Origin of the sequence: Leclercia sp. G3L, assembly GCF_021117075.1 — a bacterium.
GTDB classification, from domain to species: Bacteria; Pseudomonadota; Gammaproteobacteria; order Enterobacterales; family Enterobacteriaceae; genus Enterobacter; species Enterobacter adecarboxylatus_C.
This window is the reverse complement of record NZ_CP088265.1, coordinates 14,519-36,791: the sequence shown is the minus strand read 5'-3', so window position 1 is coordinate 36,791 and position 22,273 is coordinate 14,519. Positions and strand designations below refer to the sequence as shown.

Annotated in this window: 18 protein-coding genes; 4 read left to right on the top strand and 14 right to left on the bottom strand. The window is 59.2% G+C overall.

Annotated features, from left to right (window positions below; translation table 11 throughout):
• Nucleotides 1-165: 165 nt before the first annotated feature.
• A complete protein-coding gene (locus tag LRS40_RS01615; RefSeq protein WP_142488487.1) occupies nucleotides 166-960 on the bottom strand; it encodes a TraB/GumN family protein in 795 nt (264 codons plus the stop codon).
• 78 nt (nucleotides 961-1,038) lie between these two features.
• On the bottom strand, nucleotides 1,039-3,537 hold the full coding sequence (gene copA, locus LRS40_RS01610) for a copper-exporting P-type ATPase CopA (protein WP_231312950.1): 2,499 nt from the start codon (nucleotides 3,535-3,537) through the stop codon (nucleotides 1,039-1,041).
• A 107-nt stretch (nucleotides 3,538-3,644) separates the two neighbouring features.
• On the opposite strand from copA, the gene cueR reads away from it, so the two are divergent.
• Complete coding sequence (gene cueR / locus LRS40_RS01605) at nucleotides 3,645-4,055, top strand: Cu(I)-responsive transcriptional regulator (protein ID WP_142488489.1); 411 nt, start codon at nucleotides 3,645-3,647, stop codon at nucleotides 4,053-4,055.
• Here cueR and LRS40_RS01600 read toward each other — a convergent pair.
• The 9 genes from LRS40_RS01600 to tesA form a co-directional block, all read right to left on the bottom strand.
• Complete coding sequence (locus tag LRS40_RS01600; RefSeq protein WP_231312949.1) at nucleotides 4,052-4,765, bottom strand: DUF3142 domain-containing protein; 714 nt, start codon at nucleotides 4,763-4,765, stop codon at nucleotides 4,052-4,054. The genes cueR and LRS40_RS01600 overlap by 4 nt on opposite strands.
• The gene (locus tag LRS40_RS01595) at nucleotides 4,735-6,879 is read right to left on the bottom strand and encodes a hypothetical protein (protein ID WP_231313936.1); all 2,145 of its coding nucleotides are present in this window, start codon (nucleotides 6,877-6,879) and stop codon (nucleotides 4,735-4,737) included. The genes LRS40_RS01600 and LRS40_RS01595 overlap by 31 nt, the downstream gene beginning before the upstream one ends.
• Before the next feature lie 16 nt (nucleotides 6,880-6,895).
• The gene (locus LRS40_RS01590) at nucleotides 6,896-7,354 is read right to left on the bottom strand and encodes an NfeD family protein (protein WP_142488491.1); all 459 of its coding nucleotides are present in this window, start codon (nucleotides 7,352-7,354) and stop codon (nucleotides 6,896-6,898) included.
• Nucleotides 7,351-8,265: an SPFH domain-containing protein gene (locus tag LRS40_RS01585; protein WP_142488492.1), complete on the bottom strand. Its 915-nt coding sequence runs from the start codon at nucleotides 8,263-8,265 to the stop codon at nucleotides 7,351-7,353. Before LRS40_RS01585 ends, LRS40_RS01590 begins: the two co-directional genes overlap by 4 nt.
• A gap of 178 nt (nucleotides 8,266-8,443) precedes the next feature.
• A complete protein-coding gene (locus LRS40_RS01580) occupies nucleotides 8,444-9,298 on the bottom strand; it encodes a hypothetical protein (protein ID WP_142488493.1) in 855 nt (284 codons plus the stop codon).
• 310 nt (nucleotides 9,299-9,608) lie between these two features.
• Nucleotides 9,609-12,131 (bottom strand): hypothetical protein, encoded by a 2,523-nt coding sequence (locus tag LRS40_RS01575; RefSeq protein ID WP_231313939.1) that lies wholly within the window; start codon nucleotides 12,129-12,131, stop codon nucleotides 9,609-9,611.
• Nucleotides 12,132-12,727: 596 nt separating this feature from the next.
• Nucleotides 12,728-13,582 carry a co-chaperone YbbN gene (locus LRS40_RS01570; protein ID WP_142488495.1) on the bottom strand — a complete coding sequence of 285 codons (855 nt, stop codon included), beginning with the start codon at nucleotides 13,580-13,582 and terminating at the stop codon, nucleotides 12,728-12,730.
• A gap of 57 nt (nucleotides 13,583-13,639) precedes the next feature.
• Complete coding sequence (locus tag LRS40_RS01565) at nucleotides 13,640-14,449, bottom strand: SDR family oxidoreductase (RefSeq protein WP_142488496.1); 810 nt, start codon at nucleotides 14,447-14,449, stop codon at nucleotides 13,640-13,642.
• Nucleotides 14,439-15,065: a multifunctional acyl-CoA thioesterase I/protease I/lysophospholipase L1 gene (gene tesA, locus LRS40_RS01560; RefSeq protein ID WP_231312948.1), complete on the bottom strand. Its 627-nt coding sequence runs from the start codon at nucleotides 15,063-15,065 to the stop codon at nucleotides 14,439-14,441. Before tesA ends, LRS40_RS01565 begins: the two co-directional genes overlap by 11 nt.
• Between tesA and ybbA the strand changes: the two genes are divergently transcribed.
• The 3 genes from ybbA to LRS40_RS01545 all read left to right on the top strand — a co-directional run bounded on the left by ybbA (nucleotide 15,033) and on the right by LRS40_RS01545 (nucleotide 19,459).
• Nucleotides 15,033-15,719: a putative ABC transporter ATP-binding protein YbbA gene (ybbA, locus tag LRS40_RS01555; protein ID WP_231312947.1), complete on the top strand. Its 687-nt coding sequence runs from the start codon at nucleotides 15,033-15,035 to the stop codon at nucleotides 15,717-15,719. The genes tesA and ybbA overlap by 33 nt on opposite strands.
• The gene (ybbP, locus tag LRS40_RS01550) at nucleotides 15,716-18,130 is read left to right on the top strand and encodes a putative ABC transporter permease subunit YbbP (RefSeq protein ID WP_231312946.1); all 2,415 of its coding nucleotides are present in this window, start codon (nucleotides 15,716-15,718) and stop codon (nucleotides 18,128-18,130) included. Before ybbA ends, ybbP begins: the two co-directional genes overlap by 4 nt.
• A 183-nt stretch (nucleotides 18,131-18,313) precedes the next feature.
• Nucleotides 18,314-19,459, top strand: a complete 1,146-nt coding sequence (locus LRS40_RS01545; protein ID WP_142488499.1) for a porin — start codon at nucleotides 18,314-18,316, stop codon at nucleotides 19,457-19,459.
• A gap of 93 nt (nucleotides 19,460-19,552) precedes the next feature.
• Here LRS40_RS01545 and mnmH read toward each other — a convergent pair whose 3' ends face one another.
• The 3 genes from mnmH to purE all read right to left on the bottom strand — a co-directional run bounded on the left by mnmH (nucleotide 19,553) and on the right by purE (nucleotide 22,271).
• The gene (gene mnmH, locus LRS40_RS01540) at nucleotides 19,553-20,623 is read right to left on the bottom strand and encodes a tRNA 2-selenouridine(34) synthase MnmH (RefSeq protein ID WP_231312945.1); all 1,071 of its coding nucleotides are present in this window, start codon (nucleotides 20,621-20,623) and stop codon (nucleotides 19,553-19,555) included.
• Between the two features lie 74 nt (nucleotides 20,624-20,697).
• Nucleotides 20,698-21,765: a 5-(carboxyamino)imidazole ribonucleotide synthase gene (gene purK, locus LRS40_RS01535; protein ID WP_231312944.1), complete on the bottom strand. Its 1,068-nt coding sequence runs from the start codon at nucleotides 21,763-21,765 to the stop codon at nucleotides 20,698-20,700.
• Nucleotides 21,762-22,271: a 5-(carboxyamino)imidazole ribonucleotide mutase gene (gene purE, locus LRS40_RS01530; RefSeq protein ID WP_231312943.1), complete on the bottom strand. Its 510-nt coding sequence runs from the start codon at nucleotides 22,269-22,271 to the stop codon at nucleotides 21,762-21,764. Before purE ends, purK begins: the two co-directional genes overlap by 4 nt.
• Nucleotides 22,272-22,273 lie beyond the last annotated feature (2 nt).

Below are 22,273 nucleotides of genomic sequence, written 5' to 3'. Positions count from 1 at the left end.
AGCATACGCCTCAGAAGAGGCTAAAAAATAGCACCATCTTGCGCATATAGTGTTGGCAGTGATGGTCACTTTGAGCGACAATCGGCTCAACCGGGGGTCTCCTCCGGCATAATAACAACGATGAAATTCCTCTTTGACGGGCCAATAGAAATATTGGCCACTTTTTTATTTCAGCAACGACGGCAAATTTCCCTCGCCGTACAAATGTAATGCTCCCACCGCCACCACATACCGTCCCGCAGGCAGCGCGTGCAGCTTCTCGCACCACGCCTGATTACGCTCGTGCATCAGCACGTCATACAGCGATTCGCTGAAGGTCGCCGGCAGCGCCAGCCTGTCGACGACAGGAGGCGAATCCAGCCACCAGCTCACCATGGTCTGTAACAAACGGGCGTTGGTATGCCAGTGGGTCAGAGTATCTTCCAGCAGCAGCTGCCCGTCGTTCGGCATCTGGCGCAGCAGGGCAATCTGGCTGGCAGCGCCTTCCAGCTCGATAATAGGCAGTTGCCGCGCGCGCGCGGCATTCAACAGCTGGTAATCGATGCCGTAATCGCCCCGCAGACCCAGACGCTGTGCCTGGGTGGCCTGCAACACCATCGCGATCTGCCATAGCGGCTGGCTCTCAAGCATGGAGAGCGATAACCCGAGCTCGTCGGCAAGCCGCTCCAGCTCGGCCAGCTGTGTGGCGCTAAGACGCTCATTCAGCGGAGGCGGTATCGCCAGGCCTGAGAAGGGCGACTCATCCCCGGAGATATCTGCTTCCACGACCAGCGCATCGGCGCTGTGCAGCCTGGCGATCAGCCCCTCGGGCAGGGGAGACATATCCCGGGTGCCCATATGGATGCTGCCAACCAGATGCAGATGCTGTCCGCCGGGCAGGGAGATATCGAGGCCGGGCCAGCGATAGCGGCGAGGGAACAGGGCGCGAAAAGATGCTTTTATACGTTGAAACAGACTCATACGCGCTCCAGGAAAGTAAAAATTCATGCTAGCGCGTGGGGAGGGGCGGTGCAAGACGTCCTTGTCTTATGCACGTCGTTACTCTTTAGGTTTAAAGCGCAGCAGGCGGTTGGCATTGCTCACCACGGTAATCGAGGAGAGGGCCATGGCGGCACCCGCGACCACCGGGTTGAGCAGCGTACCGGTCAGCGGCCAGAGGATCCCGGCGGCGATCGGAATACCGAAGGCGTTATAGACAAAGGCTCCCAGCAGGTTCTGCTTCATGTTGCGCAGGGTGGCTTTCGAGATAGCGAGCGCGTCGGCCACGCCCATCAGGCTGTGGCGCATCAGGGTGATGGCCGCCGTTTCGATGGCGACATCGCTGCCGCCGCCCATGGCGATCCCAACGTCCGCCTGGGCCAGCGCCGGAGCGTCGTTAATGCCGTCGCCAACCATCGCCACCCGGCGACCCTGGCCCTGCAGTTTGATAATCGCGTCCGCTTTGCCATCCGGCAGCACCCCGGCGATCACCTCATCTATACCGGCCTCGCGGGCGATAGCCTGGGCGGTGACGGCGTTATCCCCGGTAAGCATCACCAGACGATAGCCCGCGCGGTGCAGGCGTTGCAGCGCGCTCACGCTGTCAGCGCGCAGCGGATCGCGAACGGCAAGCAGCGCCACGGCTTGGCCATCCACCGCCAGCAACACCGGGGTCGCACCCTGCGCAGCATGCGCCTGCAGCTGCGCATCCAGCGCCCCGGTATCAATGCCGTTTTCTGCCAGCAGGGCCTGGTTGCCCAACAGCAGCGTATGGCCATCGACCTCCCCGCTGACCCCCAGCCCGCGCAGGGTGCGGAAGTTATTCACCTGAGGCAGGACAGAATCTGCTTTCTCCTGAATCGCCCGCGCCAGCGGATGACTGGAGCCCTGTTCGAGCGCGGCGGCCAGGCGCAGGGCCTCGGCTTCACCGATCCCGCCCGTGGTCCCGACGGCAACGACCTGCGGCTTGCCCTCGGTGAGGGTCCCGGTTTTATCAAACACCAGCGTGTCCAGCGTGCTGGCGCGCTGCAGGGCATCGGCGTCGCGCACCAGCACGCCGGATTCTGCGGCACGGCCAACCCCGGAGATAATCGACATCGGCGTCGCCAGCCCCAGGGCGCACGGACAGGCGATGATCAGCACCGTAGTGGCGATCACCAGGGTGTAGACAATCTGCGGTGCGGGACCAAAGAAGTACCAGATGGCGGCGCTGAACAGAGCAATCCCGACCACGACCGGCACGAAGATGGCGGAAATTTTATCCGCCAGCTTGCCGATCTCCGGCTTGCTGCTCTGGGCCTGGCGCACCATACGGATGATGCGCGACAGGGTAGTGTGGCTGCCCGTGCGGCTTGCGCGGAACAGCACGCTGCCGTCCTGCACCACCGTACCGGCGTGGACGCTCTCCCCGTCGCTTTTCTGCTGCGGCACCGGCTCACCGGTCAGCATCGCTTCGTCAAACCAGGCTTCGCCCTGAGTGATTTCGCCATCCACCGGGACGCGATCCCCGGTGGCCAGACGCAGGATCATCCCCGCCTGAACTTCCGCCAGCGGCACGTTTTGTTCGCCATTTTCCGTCACTACCCGGGCGGTCGGCGGGGTTAAATCGAGCAATCTTTCCAGCGCTTTCGAGGAGCGCTGACGGGCCCGCGCCTCCAGCATATGGCCGAGGTTAATCAGGCCGATAATCATCGCGCTGGCTTCGTAATAGAGGTGGCGTGCTTCCATCGGGAACCACTGCGGCCAGACGTTAACGCTCATCGAGTAGAGCCACGCCGCGCCGGTGCCCAGCGCCACCAGCGTGTCCATGGTGGCGGTGCGGTTTTTCAGGCTTTTCCATGCGCTGGTATAAAAATGGCCGCCGGCGAAGATCATCACCCCGAGGGTGAGAACGCCAATCGCCAGCCACAGCGTGCGGTTATCGTCGGTGACCATCATATTGTCACCGAGCATCCCCCAGCCCATCACCGGGATCCCCACCAGCAGGGAGACAATCGCCTGCCAGCGAAAACGTTTCATGGTGGCAATGGCCGTTTCCTGCTGGCGTTCACGGCGTTTGAGGTCATCTTCAATCGCCTCTGCACCGTAGCCCGCTTTTTCAACGGCCTGCACTAAATCAGCGGCGGAGGCACTGCCCATGATCAGCGCAGTGCGTTCCGCCAGGTTGACCCGTGCCTGTGCCACACCCGGAACGGCCTGCAAAGCGTTCTGCACCCGGGTGACGCAGCTGGCGCAGCTCATGCCGTTGATCAACAGCTGCTGGCTGTCATCACCGTCGTGAGCTGCCGGAAGCTCAGAGGGGGCCGCTGTCAGTGCTTCCGACGGAGTTGTTGACGCTGTCAGCGGATCAGCCTTTGGGTGGCTTAACGCCGCACCGTAACCGGCCTGTTTGATGGTGTCGATCAGGGCATCGGCGCTGGCGCTGCCGGTAACGGCGGCGTGGTCGATGGTGACCTCTGCAGTGTCAACGTCAGGGCGTTGCTCCAGACTCTCTTTAACGCGTTTGACACAGTGGCCGCAGGAGAGGCCGTCCAGTGTCAGATCGATGGTGTGAGACATACGAATACTCCTTATAAATCTCCAGCCAGATATTGACCGGAGGGACACTTTCATCTAACTGTTATGAAGGTTAAACCTTCCATCAAGGGGAAGGTCAAGGGGGAAACGTGAATATCAGTGATGTTGCCAAAAAAACCGGGTTAACCAGCAAAGCGATCCGCTTTTACGAAGAGAAGGGGCTGGTGACGCCGCCGCTGCGCAGCGAGAACGGCTACCGGAGCTACACGCAAAAGCACCTCGATGAACTCACGCTGCTGCGCCAGGCGCGTCAGGTGGGATTCAATCTGGATGAGTGCGGCGACCTGGTGAACCTGTTTAACGATCCCGCCCGACACAGCGCCGATGTTAAAAGCCGGACGCTGGAGAAGGTGGCCGAAATTGAACGCCATATCCTGGAGTTGCAGGCGATGCGCGACCAGCTGCTGGCGCTGGCCGAAAGCTGCCCGGGGGATGAGAGCGCCGAGTGCCCGATCATCGATAACCTCTCCGGCTGCTGCCATCGCAAGGCGAAGGTCTAGCCGCGAGCCGGGTTGAGCATAAACACTACCGTACCGCGATACCAGGGGGAGCGCTGGAGCTGCGCTTCGGCCAGAACATCCCGTTTGCCGCCCTGGACCAGCCCGAGCTTGAACGGAATGCGCAGCCGGGTAAGGGCGGGCAGATAGGCCTGATAGTTGTCTACCGTATGGCGACCCTGATAGCTCTGGATCACCAGCTCATCCACCGCCAGCGCGTTCAGCGTGGCGACATCCCCGGTTTTTGCCCAGTCCAGCAGCCCGGTCACCCCCAGCGAAAATTCGGGGGGCAGCTGCTGGCGCAATTGCTGTAAAAAGCGTGCGTAGTCCGCCAACTGGTGGGTGGCGGCATCAAAATCGACCTGCAAACCCACCACCTGATTTCCGGCGGCCTGCCAGCGCTGCATCAGGCGGACAATTCTTGGCACGATGGCCGGCGGCACGTCGAGAGTGGTGAAGCGCACGGTCAGCCAGAGGGAGGGAAACGTCAGGCGGCTGACCGGCAGACCGAGGCGTTGAAACACCACCTCATTCGGCCGGGCCAGCACTTCACCCTGATGCAGATAGACCGTTTGCGCCTCTTTCAGCGCCTCGCTGGCCTTCACGCCCGACCAGAGCCAGAAGGCCGGGTGCTCGCGGGCGGTGACGGTATCCGCCTGCGCCTGTCCGGCCAGCAGCGCGGCTACCAGTAGTATTTGAGTTTTTGCGCCCACGGGCTGCCCGGATACTGCGTTTTTAACTGCGAGAACCAGCCTTTGCGCTGGGATTTTTCCACGTCTGCTCCGCCACATTCGTTATAGCCGGACGGGGCGTAACACATGATGGCCCGATAGAGCGCGTAGCTTTTATCTTCATGCTCCGCCTTCGGCGACGCGATGACCTGCTGGTAATAAGCCTGTCTGTTGAACTGCCCGTATGGTTCTTTGCGGTGAATAGCCGTCTCCAGCACGTCGTTGCCCGCGCTGTCTTTCCAGATATCAACATGGGTATTCGAGGTGCGGAAGAACTCGCCCAGACAGTTCAGAGCATGAGCATCTTTAGCGTTCTGGCTGAGCACCTGCACGGTGTCATCCAGGCTACGGCAGACGTAACCGGCTTCGGCGGCATCACCGTTCCAGTCGAAGGTGGTGAGATTCACATCGTCAAACGCCTTGCCCACAACGGGTGGCGTAATGGCGCTGATGAGTTTTCTGTCGCTTAACCAGTCGCTAAAGCGGTTTTCCGTTAAGTCGCGTACCAGCAGGGTATGCAGCGCAATGGTGCGCTCTTCGTTGTTGGGCCCCTGGCTGGCCTGCTGGCGTAACCGCTCAGGCGAAGCCACCGCTTTCAGCACCCGGGAGCGAAAACGCAGGTTGGTGACGGCGCTATCCGCGGCAAAAATCGCCTCTGTGTTGCCACTAAAGACCAGGGTCGCCGCCAGTTTAGCCTGCACGTACTGCTGCTGTTCAGGATCCTGGCTGAGTTTCAGCAGCTTCAGCCAGAAATCGCGTGCCGCGGGCCACTGCTTTTGCGCCATCAGCGCGTCGCCGTACAGGACCTGCTCGCTGAAGGCGAGAATATCGTGCGCCGGGAGTTTCTCAGCCGGTTTAACGGCCTGAAGAATGGCGGCGTGGTTATCCGTCGCCTGCCACAGGTTCAACTGTAAATTGCGCCACAGCGCCAGCTTGCCGCTCTGTTCAAACGCCGGTTTGCTGCCGTTGAGATCCTCCTGGGTCAGGGTCGGTTTCTCGTCGCTGTGCAGGCGAAGGGCGCGCAGCAGTTCGATATAGCTGACCCGCGGCGCATCGGGGAAGGCCTCCCGTACGGCGCGACCGTAGAACTGCATGCCGTAGACATTATCGTATTCTGTCACCAGCCCGCGCAGCGCCTCAGCATTCTCAGCCTGCTGGAAGCGCTGCTCGTACAGCCCCGCCAGCTGCGGCCACGCCTGCAGATACCAGTTGATGCGACGCAGCATGCCGCGCGCCGAATCGGCATAATGGCCCTCTGGCCAGCGCTGGAGATAGGCCTGGGCAGCTTTCTGCGCCTGTTCAGCGGCCGGGCGGTCGATGCGATCGATATCAAAATCGCCGTATTCTCCCGTGCTGTTCTGGCTGCTTTTGTTCAGCGCCGTGCGCATCAGCATATAGTTAGCGGTCTCTGCCAGCCACGGACAATCGCTGTCGACAAGCAGGGTAAACGCCCGATCCGCGCCGTCGTAATCCCCGGCATAAAAACGGGCTGCTCCCGTCAGATAGGTTTTATAGGGCAGGGCAGGAGACTCCGCCGGGAGGGCCGCCAGGGAAGACGATATCTGCTCATCGGTTGCGCCGGCGTATAACCCCAGACGCGCCTGACCCAGAGCATGGCGCTGTTCCGCCGTCAGCGAGTCGTCCGCCAGCAGCGCGGCAAAAAACTGGCTGAGGCTGTCGGCACTGTTTGAGACGAAGCGGTTTTCCTGCTCGCCGTCCTGATGGGTTTCGACGGGCTCAAGCTGCAACGCGGCCAGCTGCTGGTTGAGCAGGCTCTCTTCAGCCGGTTTATCCGCCGCTGCGATGGGCGGCGTCTCCAGGTCGTCCCACTCTGGGTGGTAAGCAAAGTAGAAGTCGCGGGAGCGGGTGATATCCGCAGGCATCGACTGGACCGGCAGGGCGAAGGATTTGGCTTCGCTCAGCAGACGCAGCAGGTTGTCGCGGGAGTCGTTGCCGGGCGTCAGCACCGGGTCCCCTTTCAGCAGACAGTGCTCATCGCTCCAGTTGCAGTCTTCCATATCAAAGGAGGCGAATGCCGGTGCGGCGCTCGCCAGTAGTGCGCTAACGCTGATTGCCAGCGTTGTCTTCCTGACCATCATGCTCATCCTGTTGTTATCGGGAAAGGGCCCGGACGCGAAGGGTGATCCCTTCGACGGCCACCACCTCAACTTTGGTGCCGGCGCTTAAATCGTCGTCGGCAATGACCGGCCACGAGCTGTCGCCGACGCGCATATGACCGCGCCCGTTCAGCAGGGCGGTATCAAGGGTAAACTGCATCCCCACCAGCTGCTGTCCGCGCTGGTTGAGCCGGGCATCGGCGGGCTTTTGCCTGCGCACCTGCCTTGAGAGCCAGCGCCACCACAGCCATGCGGCCGTCAGGGTCAGCACCGCAAACAGCGCCCCCTGCCAGGCCCAGTCGAAGGGCAACAGCCAGACCAGTAGCCCGGTGATAACCGCCGCCACGCCGCTCCACAGCAGATAGCCGTTGCCGCCGAGCATTTCGGCCGCCAGCAGCAGGCCGCCAAGGCTCAGCCAGAAGACATGCGGATGTGCCGCGATCGTCTCGATCATAATTTACGCTCGTTGCCGCTGTTTTTGATCAGTTCCGCGATGCCGCCGATCGCGCCCATCAGGCTGCTGGCATCCAACGGCATCATCACCACCTTGCTGTTGTCCGCCGAGCCGATCTGTTGCAGCGCTTCGGTGTATTTCTGCGCCACGAAGTAGTTAATCGCCTGGATATCTCCGGCAGCGATCGCCTCCGAGACCATCTGGGTGGCGCGGGCTTCCGCTTCCGCCGAACGCTCCCGGGCCTCAGCCTGTAAAAATGCGGACTGGCGTTCGCCCTCGGCTTTGAGGATCTGCGACTGTTTTTCCCCTTCGGCCTTCAGGATCTCGGCCTGGCGTACCCCTTCGGCCTCCAGAATGTAGGCGCGCTTGGTTCGTTCGGCCTTCATCTGGGCGTTCATGGAGGTGATCAATTCTGCGGGCGGACGCACGTCGCGAATTTCAATACGGGTGACTTTGATGCCCCACGGGTTAGTGGCTTCATCAACGATGTGCAGCAGGCGGGTGTTGATGCTGTCGCGCTGGGAGAGCATCTCGTCCAGCTCCATGGAACCCAGAACGGTACGGATGTTGGTCATCGTCAGATTAATGATCGCCAGCTCAAGGTTACTCACCTCGTAGGCCGCTTTCGGCGCGTCGATCACCTGAATAAAGCATACCGCGTCGATGGTGACGTTGGCGTTATCCCTGGAGATGACCTCCTGAGAGGGGATATCGAGCACCTGCTCCATCATATTGATCTTGCGGCCAATGCGGTCCATGAACGGCACCACCAGGCTTAAGCCCGGCTGCAGCGTGTTGGTGTAACGGCCAAAACGCTCAACCGTCCACTGATAGCCCTGCGGTACGATTTTCACCCCGGCGGCAACAATGACCAGCGCGACGAAGATCAGAATAGGGATGACGATGAACATATAAAACCTCCTGTTTTGTATTCCATGTTGCGATAAAAACTGTTCGTTTGTTGCCCATAAGTATACCGATAAACAGGCCCAAATTCGCGCCGAATCAGTGGTGCGGGCTGGATCCAGACATAAAAAAGCCCCGCTAAAAATAGCGGGGCGGGACAAAAAAACATCAGAATGCAGGTGCTCAGGCGTCGGGCCCGGTCCAGGAGAAGTCGGAGATATACTGCTCGCCGGCTTCATTGATCGCGCGTGACAGCGCTGCATAATATTTTTCCAGACCGATAGCTTCAATCTGCTGCAGCTGCTCGCGTACCGGGGCACAGAACAACCCGGCATTCCCGGCTTCGACGCGCTTATTGTTAGGCGGCAGGTCGCCGGTGATGGCCTTAAACCAGGTGCGGATCCCCTGCTTAAGGTTGTTTGGCGCCTTCGCCAGATTGTCGATACCGGTCAGCACCTGCAGGGTGGGGAACCGATCCTCCGCAACGGCGCTTTTCAGACGCGCAAAGAACTGGCTGAACAGCTCGAACGAGCCCAGCTCGATGATTTTGGGTTTGGTGGTTTTGCCATTTTTATTGCCGATCTTGCTTGCGGCAGGCGTGCTGGACGGCACGACCCCTGTCTTATGCAAGTCTAATCCGAACAGCAAATTGCAGTGGGCGCGACGCTCTTTCAGCGGGTAAGACATCAGCACGTCGATAAAAGTCGTCGCCATCACATCCGACAGCTTATGGTTAATGAGCCACTGGGTGCGGGAAAAGTCAGCAGGGGAGACAAACCACTCCGGAACCTCATCGTAACGCTTCGATTTCCCTTTCCCATCGAATTCAATGAAGTGCGTACCGTTATCGAAGGCAAATTTGCAGTTTTTAAAGCTGACAATAGTGGTATTAACGATCAACGCTTTTTTTACAAAATCAACCACTTCAGGGCCAATAACAAAGCTGGTGATTGCCGAGGAATTGATGACTTGCATTAATGTTTCTACATCAGGAACGCCGGGCTTCAGGGAGGTGAACTCATAAAAGATGTGTGTCATGCCGCATACTTCCTATAGTTATTAGCGTGCCATTTCAAACGCGAAAAAGTTTATCATCTCTTGCAGGATGAGGCCATTAGCTACAGATGCGGGATTTTTGTGTCGATCACAAATGGAAGATAAAGGTTACTCCTGATGGGAGCGGTGTAAAAAAATGAGGACATTTTAAAGACTGCGATGCGCAGAGATAAGTCTCGTTATCTGTTTGCCATAATTAAACATTAATAAGACTTAAGTGAAGCCGTTTTTTAAAATGAAAAAGGCCGCCATAACGGCGGCCAGAAGTGGGTTTTAGAACGGAGCGAGGGGATTAAAAATCGCCTGAGATGCCCGCTCCGGCCATCCAGCCGTTATCGAAGGAGCTGGATGCCTGCATGTTGACGGCAACATGCGGGGTCACGCCTTTCTGCAGACCGGCAGCCAGAGCTGCACCATCGCCATTCGCCGTACCCGTCGACAGTGCCCATGAATTATCGGAGTGATAATGCAGGCTGGACATCGCCGCGGCGTTATTCAGACCCCGTTTGAGATCTTCACGGGTGTCATCAATCTCTTTCGCGTTACGCTCAATCGACTGGCTGTTGCGGGTGATGCGTTGACTGTTGCTGTCGATACGCTGACTGTTGTTGTCGATACGCAGGCTGTTGCCCGAGATACGCTGGCTGTTATTGTCGATATTTTGGCCGTTGGTCTTGATACGCTGGCTATTGCTCGCAATGCGTTGACCGTTGGTATCTACCTGGCTGCGGTTTGTTTGATCGACATAGTAACTGTTCACCTCGCTAACGATCTTGACGGTGTAGCTGTTGTCCGCAGTTTGACTGGTGCTGGCGGTCTTCTTTGCTGGTGCTGACGGCTGGGCATCGGCACCTGCGCTGGTCACGGTCAGCGGAGTTGTCTGACTATCCACCAGGGTCACACTTCCGGTATCTGCTTTTTGCGCGTTGATGACGGTATTGTCCGGCATCCCCTTAACCAGCGTGGTTGGCATAGTTTGCTGGTTAACGACCTGCACCGTTGTGGTCGGCAGCGGTTGAGGTGAAGGAATATCGCCAGCCGCTGGCTGCAGGCTCAGGATAGGCTGAATGGTTTTGATTTCATATGCCGGGGCTAGTGGCGTAGTTGGCGTAGGCGGCGCGACGATCGGCTGCGGAGTGTTGTTGGCCAGCGTTTGCGGTTTAACCGGCACGTTGTAGGTCGGCGTTGGCGGCGCAACGATTGGCTGCGAGGCGTTGGTGGTCAACAGCGTCTGCGGTTTAACCGGCACATTATAGGTTGGTGTCGGCGGAGCCACAATTGGCTGTTGGGTGTTGTTTGTCGTCAGCGTCTGCGGTTTTGGCGGCACGTTATAGGTTGGCGTCGGCGGGGCCACGATTGGCTGCGCGGTGCTGGTGGTCAGCGTCTGCGGTTTTGGCGGCACGTTGTAGGTTGGCGTCGGCGGGGCCACGATTGGCTGCGAGGCGTTGGTTGTCAACAGCGTCTGCGGTTTTGGTGGCACATTATAGGTTGGCGTCGGCGGGGCCACGATCGGCTGCGGAGTACTGGTGGTCGTCAGCGTCTGCGGTTTAACCGGTACGTTGTAGGTCGGCGTCGGCGGCGCAATGATTGGCTGCGGAGTGTTGTTGGCCAGCGTCTGCGGTTTAACCGGCACATTATAGGTCGGCGTCGGCGGCGCAACGATCGGCTGCGAGGCGTTGTTGGCCAGAGTTTGCGGTTTAACCGGCACGTTATAGGTTGGCGTCGGCGGGGCCACGATCGGCTGCGTAGTGCTGTTGGTTGTCAGCGTCTGCGGTTTTACCGGCACGTTATAGGTTGGCGTCGGCGGGGCCACGATTGGCTGCGGAGTGTTGTTGGTCGTCAGCGTCTGCGGTTTAACCGGCACATTATAGGTCGGCGTCGGCGGCGCAACGATTGGCTGCGTAGTGCTGATGGTCGTCAGCGTTTGTGGTTTAACCTGCACATTATAGGTCGGCGCCGGCGGGGCCACGATCGGCTGCGTAGTGCTGATGGTCGTCAGCGTCTGCGGTTTAACCGGCACATTATAGGTTGGCGTCGGCGGGGCCACGATCGGCTGCGGAGTGCTGGTGGTCGTCAGCGTCTGCGGTTTAACCGGCACGTTGTAGGTCGACGCCGGCGGGGCCACGATCGGCTGCGGAGTGCTGGTGGTCGTCAGCGTTTGTGGTTTAACCGGCACGTTATAGGTCGGTGTCGGCGTGGCCACGATCGGCTGCGGAGTGTTGGTGGTCGTCAGCGTCTGCGGTTTTGGCGGCACGTTGTAGGTTGGCGTCGGCGGCGCAACGCTTGGCTGCGGAGTGCTGGTGGTCGTCAGCGTCTGCGGTTTAACCGGCACGTTATAGGCCAGCTTCGGTGGCGCAACGATCGGCTGTGGAACGTTATATATCACTGGCTTTGGTGGGACGGCCTGCACCGGCAGCGGTGGGGCTTTGAGGGGTTGTGGCATTGGCGCGACAGGAATGGCTGTCGGCGCAATCGAACCATCTTTGAATGCGTTGCGTGCGGCCTGCAGCTGCGTCTGAGCAAATTTAACCTCATTGCGGCGTTGGCTGATTAAATTTAAAGCATCAAGATGCGTCCGGGCGGCAGCTGCGGCTTCAGGCGATCCCGCCTGGTACTGATGGATCACATTCATCATATCGACATTGGTCACGCGTTCGGCCCTGAGCGCGGCGGCGTAATTTTTTTGTGCAAAGTGGTCAAATTCCAGCGCGCCTTTCAGGTTCGCTGCTGCTTGATCCGAACTTATCGCATACGCAGCCGGGGCAGTAACGCACAGCGACACTGCCGATGCGATCAGTTTCAACGTGGTTTTCATCTCTACATATCCTGAGGTCAATCGTTTGATCAAAATGTAAATTGCAGAGTGGCAGAGAGTATGAGGGCTCTGGCTCTGAAGTATTTGCAGATGTCTTTATTGTCTTTTTGTTGTCTTGTGTATAACTAAAGCCATTTTTAATGGTCATTTTTTTTGGATTCTAACCATTAAATAGTTATTGGCAAGTCAATTAACGATCAATTTTTATTGTCTGCAGTTAGTCTAATTTCAAACGAAAGAAGGGTATGCTTCGCTTAGAGAAAAATGTTACCTAAAGTGTGTTATTAGTCTTTTTGGTAGAATATTGTGATCAAATTTACGTTTGGTAACGCTTTTTGGCCGTTGCCAGACGGGTTTTTTATTGATTCGTTAAGATGTTGTTATTTTCTTGCGTGCGTGTAAGTAGTCTTTATATAGACTTGTTTAAGTCTTTATTGGTTTTAAAGTGAGGGTCGACTGATAAGGTAATAAAAACTGTCAATCTGTCCATAGACTGAAAATATTTAGTCGTCAGCTATCAGGCGGAAATGATACGGAGAGGTTAAATCAGATGAGCTGGCCCGGTAAGCGAAGTATTACCGGGCACAGGCAGGGGATCAGTACAGCAGGGCGTAAAGCTTACGGCGATAGGCCGAGGCCAGGGAGTCGCCAGTCCCGAGCGCGGCCAGAATTTCCTGGAATGTTTTACGCGCCTGCCCATCAGCGGCAGCCAGATCGGTTTTCAGATGGCTGAACAGCAGTTCCAGCGCCTCTTCATTACGACCAACCTGATGCAGCTGCAGTGCCAGCTGGCTGGCCAGCGCGGCATCGGCAGGGTTGGCGGCGACATGCTGCTGTAGCTGCTGAATTTCCGGAGTATCCGCGGCCTGCTTCAGCAGTTCAATCTGCGCCACCAGCCCCTGATAACGGGTATCCTGATCCTGCAGAGGGATGGTTTTCAGCACCACCTCGGCATCTTCGGAACGTTTTAAGATAATCAGCGTTTCGGCTAGCAATAAGCCAATTTCGCTGTTCTGACCGGAGAGCTGCCAGGCCTCTTTCAGCAGCGGCAGGGCTTCATCATGTTTGCCTTCGGCCATCAGGGCCGCCGCCTGCTGCGCTTTTAGCTCTTCTTCGCGCGGCAGCACTTTATCCAGCAGGGCGCGGACTGCCTCTTCCGGCTGCGGCCCCTGGAAGCCATCAACCGGCTGACCGTTCTGGAACAGATAAACCGTTGGGATGGCGCGCAGGCCAAACTGCGAGGCGATCATCTGCTCGGCGTCGCAGTCCAGTTTTGCCAGAATGAACTGACCGTTGTACTGGGCCGCAAGCTTCTCAAGCACCGGCGTCAGCTCCAGACAGTGCTGACTTCGTTCAGACCAAAAGTAGAACAGCACCGGTTTGGTCATCGACTGTTCAAGGGTCTGGTGCAGGTTTGCTTCGGTAATGTTGACAATATTCTGTACGGACATGCGGCATTCTCTGTTATGAGTTTTTATTTACATGGGGGCGTGGCGCGTGGCTTCAACTCAGCCCTGTAAAATTTTGTCCATCATCCGGCCAGGCAGCAGGCGCTTCAGCAGGCCAACGGCATGGGTCACCAGCGTGACCGGATAACGCATTTTCGGGTTTTTGCTCTCAAAAGCATGGCGCACTTTGGCGACCACCGCCTCCGGTCCCAGCGTAAAACGCGCGGCAATACCGGGATTTTCTACCGGCTTGTCGGCCTGGGTCTGGTTAACGTTGTCGGTAAAGCGGGTGCGGATGGGGCCCGGCTCAATCAGGCTCACCTTAATCCCGCTGTGGCGTAACTCCATGCGCAGCGCATCCGACCAGGCTTCCAGCGCGTATTTGCTGGCGGCATAAGCCCCACGGCCCGGCGTGGAGATCAGCCCCATCACCGAGGAGGTCATCACAATCCGCCCTTCGCCGTGCGGCAGCATGGCGGGCAGCAGGCGCATGGTGAGCTGATGGACACCAAAAAAGTTGGCGGAAAATTGCTGTTCAAGCTTTTCGCGGGTGACTGTCTGCAGCGGGCCATAAACGCCGAAACCGGCGTTGTTAAACAGCCCGTACAGACGATTATTGGTAAGCGCGATCACCTCATCGGCGGCGCGCTCAATGCTGTCGGCACAATCCAAATCCAACTGCACACCGGTAAAACCCATCCCGTTCATCCGTTCAACGTCTTCGGGTTTGCGGCAGGCGGCCAGCACCCAGAATCCCTGGCGCTTCAGTTCAAGGGCGCTTTCAAGGCCAATTCCGCTGGAACATCCTGTTATTAAGACCGATTTTTGCATAACTTTACCTGTCAGGATCTCCGCTGAATTACGAGTCATGTTTAACTAAAGGAGCCAGCCGGGTCGCCATCCAGTCGGCAATAAACGGCTGTGCGTCCCGGTTGGGGTGAATACCGTCATCCTGCATCCACTGCGGCTTCAGGTAGACCTCTTCCATAAAAAAGGGCAGCAGCGGAACATCGAACTCTTTGGCAAGCTTCGGATATATCGCGCTGAAGGCTTCATTATACCGACGACCGTAGTTGGCGGGCAGGCGAATTTGCATCAACAGCGGCTGCGCATTGGCCGCGCGGATATCCTGCAAAATTTTGCGCAGGGTCTGCTCCGTCTGTTGGGGCTGGAAACCGCGCAGACCGTCATTGCCGCCGAGCTCCACCAGCACCCAGCGCGGTTGATGCTGCTTCAGCAGGGCCGGGAGGCGCGACAGCCCCTGCTGGGAGGTATCGCCGCTGATGCTGCCATTGATCACCGACGTTTTGGTCTGCCATTTATCGTTCAGCAGGGCAGGCCAGGCGGCACTGGCTGCCATCCGGTAGCCCGCGCTGAGGCTATCGCCCAGAATTAATAACGTGTCCGCCGCCGCGGCACGAAATGTCATCAGAATCAGAAACAGGAAGGGCAAATGCCAGCGGAAAACATTGTTGAAGTTCAACATCTTAAGAAGTCCGTGGGTCAGGGTGAGCACGAGCTTTCCATCCTTACCGGAGTTGAACTCATTGTCAAACGCGGGCAGAGCATCGCCCTGATTGGGGAGTCGGGCTCCGGAAAATCCACGTTGCTGGCGATCCTCGCCGGTCTGGATGACGGCAGCAGCGGTGAGGTCCATCTGGTCGGGCAACCGCTGCACAGCCGCGATGAAGAGGCGCGCGCCGCTCTGCGGGCGAAGCACATTGGCTTTGTTTTCCAGTCGTTTATGTTGATACCGACCCTCAATGCGCTGGAGAACGTCGAGCTGCCGGGGCTGCTGCGCGGCGAGAATACCGCCCACAGCCGCGAGAGCGCAAAAGCCCTGCTGGAGCAGCTGGGGCTGGGCAAACGCCTCGATCACCTTCCGGCGCAGCTCTCCGGCGGCGAGCAGCAGCGCGTGGCGCTGGCCCGCGCCTTCAACGGGCGCCCGGACGTGCTCTTTGCCGATGAACCTACCGGCAACCTCGATCGCCAGACCGGGGACAAAATTGCCGATCTGCTCTTTTCCCTGAACCGCGAGCACGGCACCACGTTGATCCTCGTCACCCACGACCCACAGCTGGCGGCCCGCTGCGACCGCCGCCTGCGTCTGGTGAACGGTGAACTGAGGGAGGAAGCATGATTGCCCGCTGGTTCTGGCGCGAATGGCGTTCCCCCTCGCTGCTCATCGTCTGGCTGGCGTTAAGCCTGGCGGTGGCCTGTGTGCTGGCGCTTGGCAGCGTCAGCGATCGGATGGAAAAGGGGCTCAGCCAGCAAAGCCGTGAGTTTATGGCCGGCGACCGGACGCTGCGCAGCTCCCGCGAGGTGCCGCAGGCGTGGCTTGAGGAGGCGAGAAAAGAGGGGCTGAAGGTTAGCGAGCAGCTGAGCTTCCAGACCATGACCTTTGCCGCCGATACGCCGCAGTTGGCGAGCGTAAAGGCTGTCGATGATATTTATCCGATGTACGGCGAACTGCAAACCAACCCGCCGGGCCTGAAACCGGCCCCGGGCACGGTGCTGCTGGCGTCGCGTCTGATGGCGCTGCTGAATTTAAAAACCGGCGACAGCATCGACGTTGGCGATGCCCGGCTTAAAATTGCCGGGGAAGTGATTCAGGAGCCCGACTCCGGGTTTAACCCGTTCCAGATGGCGCCGCGTCTGCTGATGAATACCGCGGATGTGGCCAACACCGGGGCGGTACAGCCCGGGAGCCGCGTCACCTGGCGCATTAAGTTTGGCGGTACACCCGCACAATTAGCGAGTTATGAGAAGTGGCTCCTGCCGCAGCTGAAGCCGGAGCACCGCTGGTCCGGAATGGAGCAGGAAGACGGGGCGCTCGGCAAGTCGCTGGAGCGTTCCCAGCAGTTCCTGCTGCTCTCGGCGCTGCTGACGCTGTTGCTGGCGGTGGCGGCCGTAGCGGTGGCAATGGGTCACTACTGCCGAAGCCGCTACGACCTGGTGGCGATCCTCAAAACCCTGGGAGCGGGCAGAGCGCAGCTGCGCAAGCTGATCGTCGGCCAGTGGCTGATGGTGCTTGCCCTCTCTGCCATCACCGGCGGGGCGATGGGGCTGCTGTTTGAAAAAGTGCTGATGGTGCTGCTCAAGCCGGTGCTGCCTGCCGCCCTGCCACCTGCCAGTCTGTGGCCGTGGCTGTGGGCGATTGGCGCGATGATCGTCATCTCGCTGCTGGTGGGGCTGCGTCCGTACCGCCTGCTGCTGGCGACCCAGCCGCTGCGCGTCCTGCGCAGGGACGTGGTGGCCAGCGTCTGGCCGCTGAAATTTTACCTGCCGGTTATCGTGGCGGTGGTGGTGGTACTGCTCGCCTGGCTGATGGGCGGCAGCATGCTGCTGTGGGCGGTCCTGGCCGGGGCGGTGGTGCTGGCGCTTCTCTGCGGCGTGCTGGGCTGGATGCTGCTCAGCGTGCTGCGCGGGCTGACGGTGAAATCGCTGCCGGTGCGTCTGGCGGTGAATCGCCTGCTGCGCCAGCCGTGGTCGACCCTCAGCCAGCTGTCGGCGTTTTCGCTGTCGTTTATGCTGCTGGCATTGCTGCTGGTGCTGCGCGGCGACCTGCTGGATCGCTGGCAACAGCAGCTCCCGCCGGAGAGCCCGAACTATTTCCTGATCAATATCGCCCCGGAGCAGGTCACGCCGCTGAAGGCGTTCCTGGCTGAGCATCAGATTATCCCCGAGTCGTACTACCCCATCGTGAGGGCGCGCCTGACCCAGATTAACGGCCAGTCCACCGAGGGCCATAAGGATGAATCTCTTAACCGCGAGCTGAACCTGACCTGGCAGGATAAGCGCCCGGATCATAACCCGATCGTCGCCGGTAGCTGGCCGCCAAAAGCGGGGGAAGTGTCGATGGAGGAGGGGCTGGCAAAACGCCTCAACGTCGGGCTGGGCGATACGGTGACCTTTACCGGCGATACCCAGGACTTTAGCGCTAAAGTCACCAGCCTGCGCAAAGTCGACTGGGAGAGTCTGCGGCCGAACTTCTTCTTTATCTTCCCTTCCGGGGCGCTGGACGGACAGCCCCAGAGCTGGCTGACCAGCTTCCGCTGGGAGAACGGCAACGGCATGCTCACCCAGCTTAACCGCGAGTTTCCCACCATCAGCCTGCTGGATATTGGGGCGATCCTCAGACAGGTCGGGCAGGTGCTGGAGCAGGTAAGCCGGGCGCTGGAGGTGATGGTGGTGCTGGTAACGATTTGCGGCATCCTGCTGCTGCTGGCCCAGGTGCAGGTCGGAATGCGTCAGCGCCATCAGGAGCTGGTGGTCTACCGCACCCTGGGGGCGGGTAAAAAGCTGCTGCGTACCACACTGTGGAGCGAGTTTGCCCTGCTGGGGCTGGTGGCAGGCCTGGTGGCGGCCATTGGCGCTGAAACCGCGCTGGCGGTATTGCAAACCCGGGTGTTCGACTTCCCGTGGGAGCCGGACTGGCGGCTGTGGGCGATCCTGCCGCTCTGCGGGGCGGTGATGCTCTCTCTGTGCGGCGGCTGGCTGGGGGCCCGTTTATTGAAAGGCAAAGCCCTGTTCCGGCAGTTCTCCGGCTAATTCCCCTCCGTAATCGTCACGCACCGGTTTTTATACCGGTGCGTGACGCCTAAGTAGCATAAAAAAGATAACTCTTTGAATTTTAGTGGCACAAATCATTAAAAACCGGACAACACAGCCGGATAAATCCTGGTTAATATTCACCTGCTAAATAAATGGCAGTGTGTCTATTAAGGAAAAATAATGACCATAACTAAAAAAGCGCTGGCGGTAGCGATCGGCGCAGCAGTGGCATTGGCATCTTTTGCATCCCAGGCTGAAATCACCGTACTGAAGCAGGATCCGCAGGCGGGTGACCCGCTGAGCCGCCTGAATTTCACCGTTGGCGGCAGTATTCGTCCTCAGTTCCAGAACATGACCGGTGACGACGGCAAGAACAGCTACAAGCGTAACGGCTTTGACGGCGGCACCCGCTTCCGTTTCGCAGCAGATTACTACCTGTTTGATGACATCAGCTGGATCAGCTACTACGAGCTGGGCGTTAACATTCCGGCCCAGTTCGACTGGGACAATCACCATGCCGACGGCGCGCATGACACCTCCCGCCGTATGCTCTACACCGGCCTGAAGAGCGACACCTGGGGCACCCTGACCTTCGGTCAGCAGAACAGCGTTTATTACGATGTGGTTGGCGCGAAAACCGATATCTGGGACTACGACATGATCGGTCAGGCACCGGGTAACGGCATCAACGGCGACTACGACGGTTCTTACCGTTCACGCCAGATGCTGAAGTACAAGAAAACCCTCGGCGATGCTGACATCTATGCCTCTTACCTGTTCGAAGACAGCGAATATCTGCCGGGCAACGGCCTGCGTTACAAGCGTAAAGGCGGCGGTTCACTGGGTCTGGATTATCGTCTGACCACCGATCTGACCTGGGGCGCAGCCTGGAACTACACCCGCGCCGACATGCGTAACCCGGATAACGGCGACAGCAAGTCCTGGGATCAGAACATCCTCGGTACCGCGCTGAGCTGGACCCCGGATAACTGGACCTTCTCCGCAGGCGGCGGCTGGTATCAGAACTTTATGACCAGCAAAAAAGTGTCGGTAAACGACTACTTCGCGGGCGACGCGTGGGGTATTGAGTACTTCGCGGGCTATAAATTCCCGATTGGTCAGTATGCGGTGAAATCCATCCAGCCTTACTTCATGGGTGACCGCATTGAAACCATGAATGGCCGTAACTACCAGCGCATCGATAACGGCGTGGGTATCAGCTTCCAGCTGGATTACGGTTTCCGTGTAGACTACGAGCACGTGTTTACTTCAAGCACCGACGATCTGGGCGATATGAACCTGGTGCGTCTGCGCTACGACTTCTAAATTCTTTGTTCCCCCGGTGGCGCTACGCTTACCGGGGCTACAAAATCGCGCGAAACATGTAGGCCGGATAAGCGTTAGCGCATCCGGCTTTTTTCAGCGATTCAGCCACCCGGCAACGTCTTCAAACGTCCCGCGATAAACAATCTTCTCCGCTTTCTTTTCAAGCTGATAGCGATACATCGGGTCGTAATAGTCATTCAGAAGCGGCACAAGCCAGGCGAAATGCGCCTCGGTGCTGCCGGTGCGCTGTTGTTCATCCAGGGCACTCTCCAGCAGGGCGGTAAATTCGGCAAAACGCTGTAACCCCAGCCGACGCCGGATAGCAAACAGGCCGTGGTGCAGGTACTCGCCGTACTCAATCCAGCCCGCCTCTTCACCCCGCGCGGTGCGAAAGGCCTGCCACATCTGCTCGAAATACTCCTCCCGCAGACGCTCCAGTCGCACCTCGAACGGATCCTCGACTACCGCAATCGGTGACTGCACCATGCGATCGCGCAGACACTCCGGCAGGTGGTTAGAGCCAATCATCCGGCCTTCGTCTTCCAGCACCCAGCGCGCGGCGTCTTTTTTCAGCAGCTCTACCGCGAGATAGTTTTCAAAGCTGGCCTGCGAAAGCTGCGGCGTTAGCGTGCGGCCAAACGACGAACCGCGATGATGCGCCAGCCCTTCAAGATCGATCCCGTCCGGACGGGCCTTCACCAGCAGGGTCTTGCCGCTGCCGGTACAGCCGCCAATCAGCACGGTCGGTTTTTGCACCTGCTCAACGGTGACCTGTATCGCCGCCTGACGCAGCGCCTTATAACCGCTGCGGATCAGCGGATAATCAACGCCTGCCGCTTTCAGCCATGCCTGCACGATATGCGAGCGCTGCCCGCCCCGGGCGCAGCAGAGATAACCCTGGGGTTGCACAAGGCAGGCGGTGCGCCAGGCCTCAAGGCGCTGGTCGCGCGTCTCCCCGCTCACCAGTCGATGGCCGAGCGCAAGCGCGGCCTCCGGCCCCTGGCGTTTATAACAGGTGCCCACGGCGGCGCGTTCGTCGTCGTTCATTAACGGCAGATTGATCGCCGCAGGCATAGCGCCCTGGGCAAATTCCACGGGCGCGCGCACGTCGATTATCGGCGTGTCGGCGGCAAGTATGGCGCGGTAGTCCGTCCCATCGTTCATAAAGATCCCTCAAAACAGCGATGGGCAGGATTTTACGCCGGGGAAGGGGAAGGTCAACTCCCCGGCGGTAGGACTTAACTCAGCGTTGCCTGCGCCCAGGCGATGCCGCTGGCGTACTCCGGCGGTAAGAGGGGCACAATGGCTTCGAGCGTGGCGCTCAGGCGGGGGATATCGCTGTCATTCAGGTTCAGGTGGCCGACCTTGCGCCCCGGACGAACCTCTTTGTCATACCAGTGCAGATGCACCAGCGGCAGTTTCAGCCAGTCGTAGTTCAGATCGGTGCCGATCAGGTTGATCATCACCGACGGGCTGTTGACCACTGGCTGCGGCAGCGGCAACCCGGTAATGGCGCGCAGGTGCAGCTCAAACTGGCTGATGGATGCACCGTTCTGCGTCCAGTGGCCGCTGTTGTGCACGCGCGGTGCCAGCTCGTTGATCAGCAGGCCGTCCGGCGTGACAAAGCACTCCATCGCCATCACGCCGACGTAGCCCAGCTCCTGCATGATGGCAGAGAGCATGCTTTCGGCCTGCGCCTGCTGGGCCGCATTGGCCTGCGGGAAGACCACGCTGGTGCGCAGAATGCCGTCCTGATGCAGGTTGTGGGTCAGGGGATAAAAGACGGTACTGCCGTCGTGGGCGCGGGCACCCACCAGCGACACTTCGCCGCTGAAGTTAATGCCCTGCTCAACGATGCATTCGCCGTAGCACTCGTCCGGCAGCTGGTCGGTTTCACCGGCGCGCAGACGCCACTGGCCGCGTCCGTCATAGCCGCCAACGCGGCGCTTGACGATCGCCAGCTCGCCCAGGGTGGCAAATACGCCTGGCCACTGGCCTTTTTCCGTCAGCAGCTGCCACGGCGCGGTGGCGAGGTGCAGATCGTCGAACAGCTGCTTTTGCGTCAGACGGTCGGCAATAATGGGGAACACATCGCGGTTTACAAACGCATTGTGGCGAGCCAGCTCCCGGGTCAGGGCAGTTTCCGGCCAGCGCTCAATCTCTGCGGTGATCACGCTCTGCTGAAAGGGCACGGCTTCGGGTTCATCATCCAGCCCGACCGGCCAGACGCTGATCCCGAGCGGTTCACCGGCCTGACGCAGCATGCGGCCTAACTGACCGTTACCGAGGACGCAAACCTGCTTCATGCCGCACCTCGCGGGTCCGGGTTCTCCAGCACCTCGTCGGTCTGGGCGGTACGCCACGCGACCAGGCGCTGATACAGTGCTTTATCGTGAGTTGCGAGGATCTGTGCGGCCAGCAGGGCGGCATTAGCGGCACCCGCTTTCCCAATCGCCAGCGTTCCCACCGGAATGCCGCGCGGCATTTGCACGATGGAGTAGAGGCTGTCGACGCCGCTCAGGGCAGCGCTTTGTACCGGGACGCCGAGCACCGGCACCAGAGTTTTGGCGGCAATCATGCCGGGCAGATGCGCGGCCCCGCCGGCACCGGCAATAATCACCTGATAGCCGTTCTCTTCCGCGCCTTCGGCGAAGCTGAACAGTTTATCGGGGGTGCGGTGTGCGGAGACCACTTCAACGTGGTGAGGAACATTCAGGATGTCAAAGATTTCGGCGGCAAACTGCATGGTAGCCCAGTCGCTTTTGGACCCCATCACGATGGCGACACGCGCCGGATTATTGCTGGAAGACATGC

What these genes read in the sequence shown, in the direction of transcription:
- LRS40_RS01615 (WP_142488487.1), bottom strand. Translation starts at nt 960, where the DNA reads ATGAGTCTGTTTCAACGTATAAAAGCATCTTTTCGCGCCCTGTTCCCT.
- copA (WP_231312950.1), bottom strand. Translation starts at nt 3,537, where the DNA reads ATGTCTCACACCATCGATCTGACACTGGACGGCCTCTCCTGCGGCCAC.
- LRS40_RS01595 (WP_231313936.1), bottom strand. Translation starts at nt 6,879, where the DNA reads ATGGTCAGGAAGACAACGCTGGCAATCAGCGTTAGCGCACTACTGGCG.
- LRS40_RS01590 (WP_142488491.1), bottom strand. Translation starts at nt 7,354, where the DNA reads ATGATCGAGACGATCGCGGCACATCCGCATGTCTTCTGGCTGAGCCTT.
- LRS40_RS01585 (WP_142488492.1), bottom strand. Translation starts at nt 8,265, where the DNA reads ATGTTCATCGTCATCCCTATTCTGATCTTCGTCGCGCTGGTCATTGTT.
- LRS40_RS01580 (WP_142488493.1), bottom strand. Translation starts at nt 9,298, where the DNA reads ATGACACACATCTTTTATGAGTTCACCTCCCTGAAGCCCGGCGTTCCT.
- LRS40_RS01575 (WP_231313939.1), bottom strand. Translation starts at nt 12,131, where the DNA reads ATGAAAACCACGTTGAAACTGATCGCATCGGCAGTGTCGCTGTGCGTT.
- LRS40_RS01570 (WP_142488495.1), bottom strand. Translation starts at nt 13,582, where the DNA reads ATGTCCGTACAGAATATTGTCAACATTACCGAAGCAAACCTGCACCAG.
- LRS40_RS01565 (WP_142488496.1), bottom strand. Translation starts at nt 14,449, where the DNA reads ATGACTCGTAATTCAGCGGAGATCCTGACAGGTAAAGTTATGCAAAAA.
- ybbA (WP_231312947.1), top strand. Translation starts at nt 15,033, where the DNA reads ATGCCAGCGGAAAACATTGTTGAAGTTCAACATCTTAAGAAGTCCGTG.
- tesA (WP_231312948.1), bottom strand. Translation starts at nt 15,065, where the DNA reads ATGTTGAACTTCAACAATGTTTTCCGCTGGCATTTGCCCTTCCTGTTT.
- ybbP (WP_231312946.1), top strand. Translation starts at nt 15,716, where the DNA reads ATGATTGCCCGCTGGTTCTGGCGCGAATGGCGTTCCCCCTCGCTGCTC.
- LRS40_RS01545 (WP_142488499.1), top strand. Translation starts at nt 18,314, where the DNA reads ATGACCATAACTAAAAAAGCGCTGGCGGTAGCGATCGGCGCAGCAGTG.
- mnmH (WP_231312945.1), bottom strand. Translation starts at nt 20,623, where the DNA reads ATGAACGATGGGACGGACTACCGCGCCATACTTGCCGCCGACACGCCG.
- purK (WP_231312944.1), bottom strand. Translation starts at nt 21,765, where the DNA reads ATGAAGCAGGTTTGCGTCCTCGGTAACGGTCAGTTAGGCCGCATGCTG.
- purE (WP_231312943.1), bottom strand. Translation starts at nt 22,271, where the DNA reads ATGTCTTCCAGCAATAATCCGGCGCGTGTCGCCATCGTGATGGGGTCC.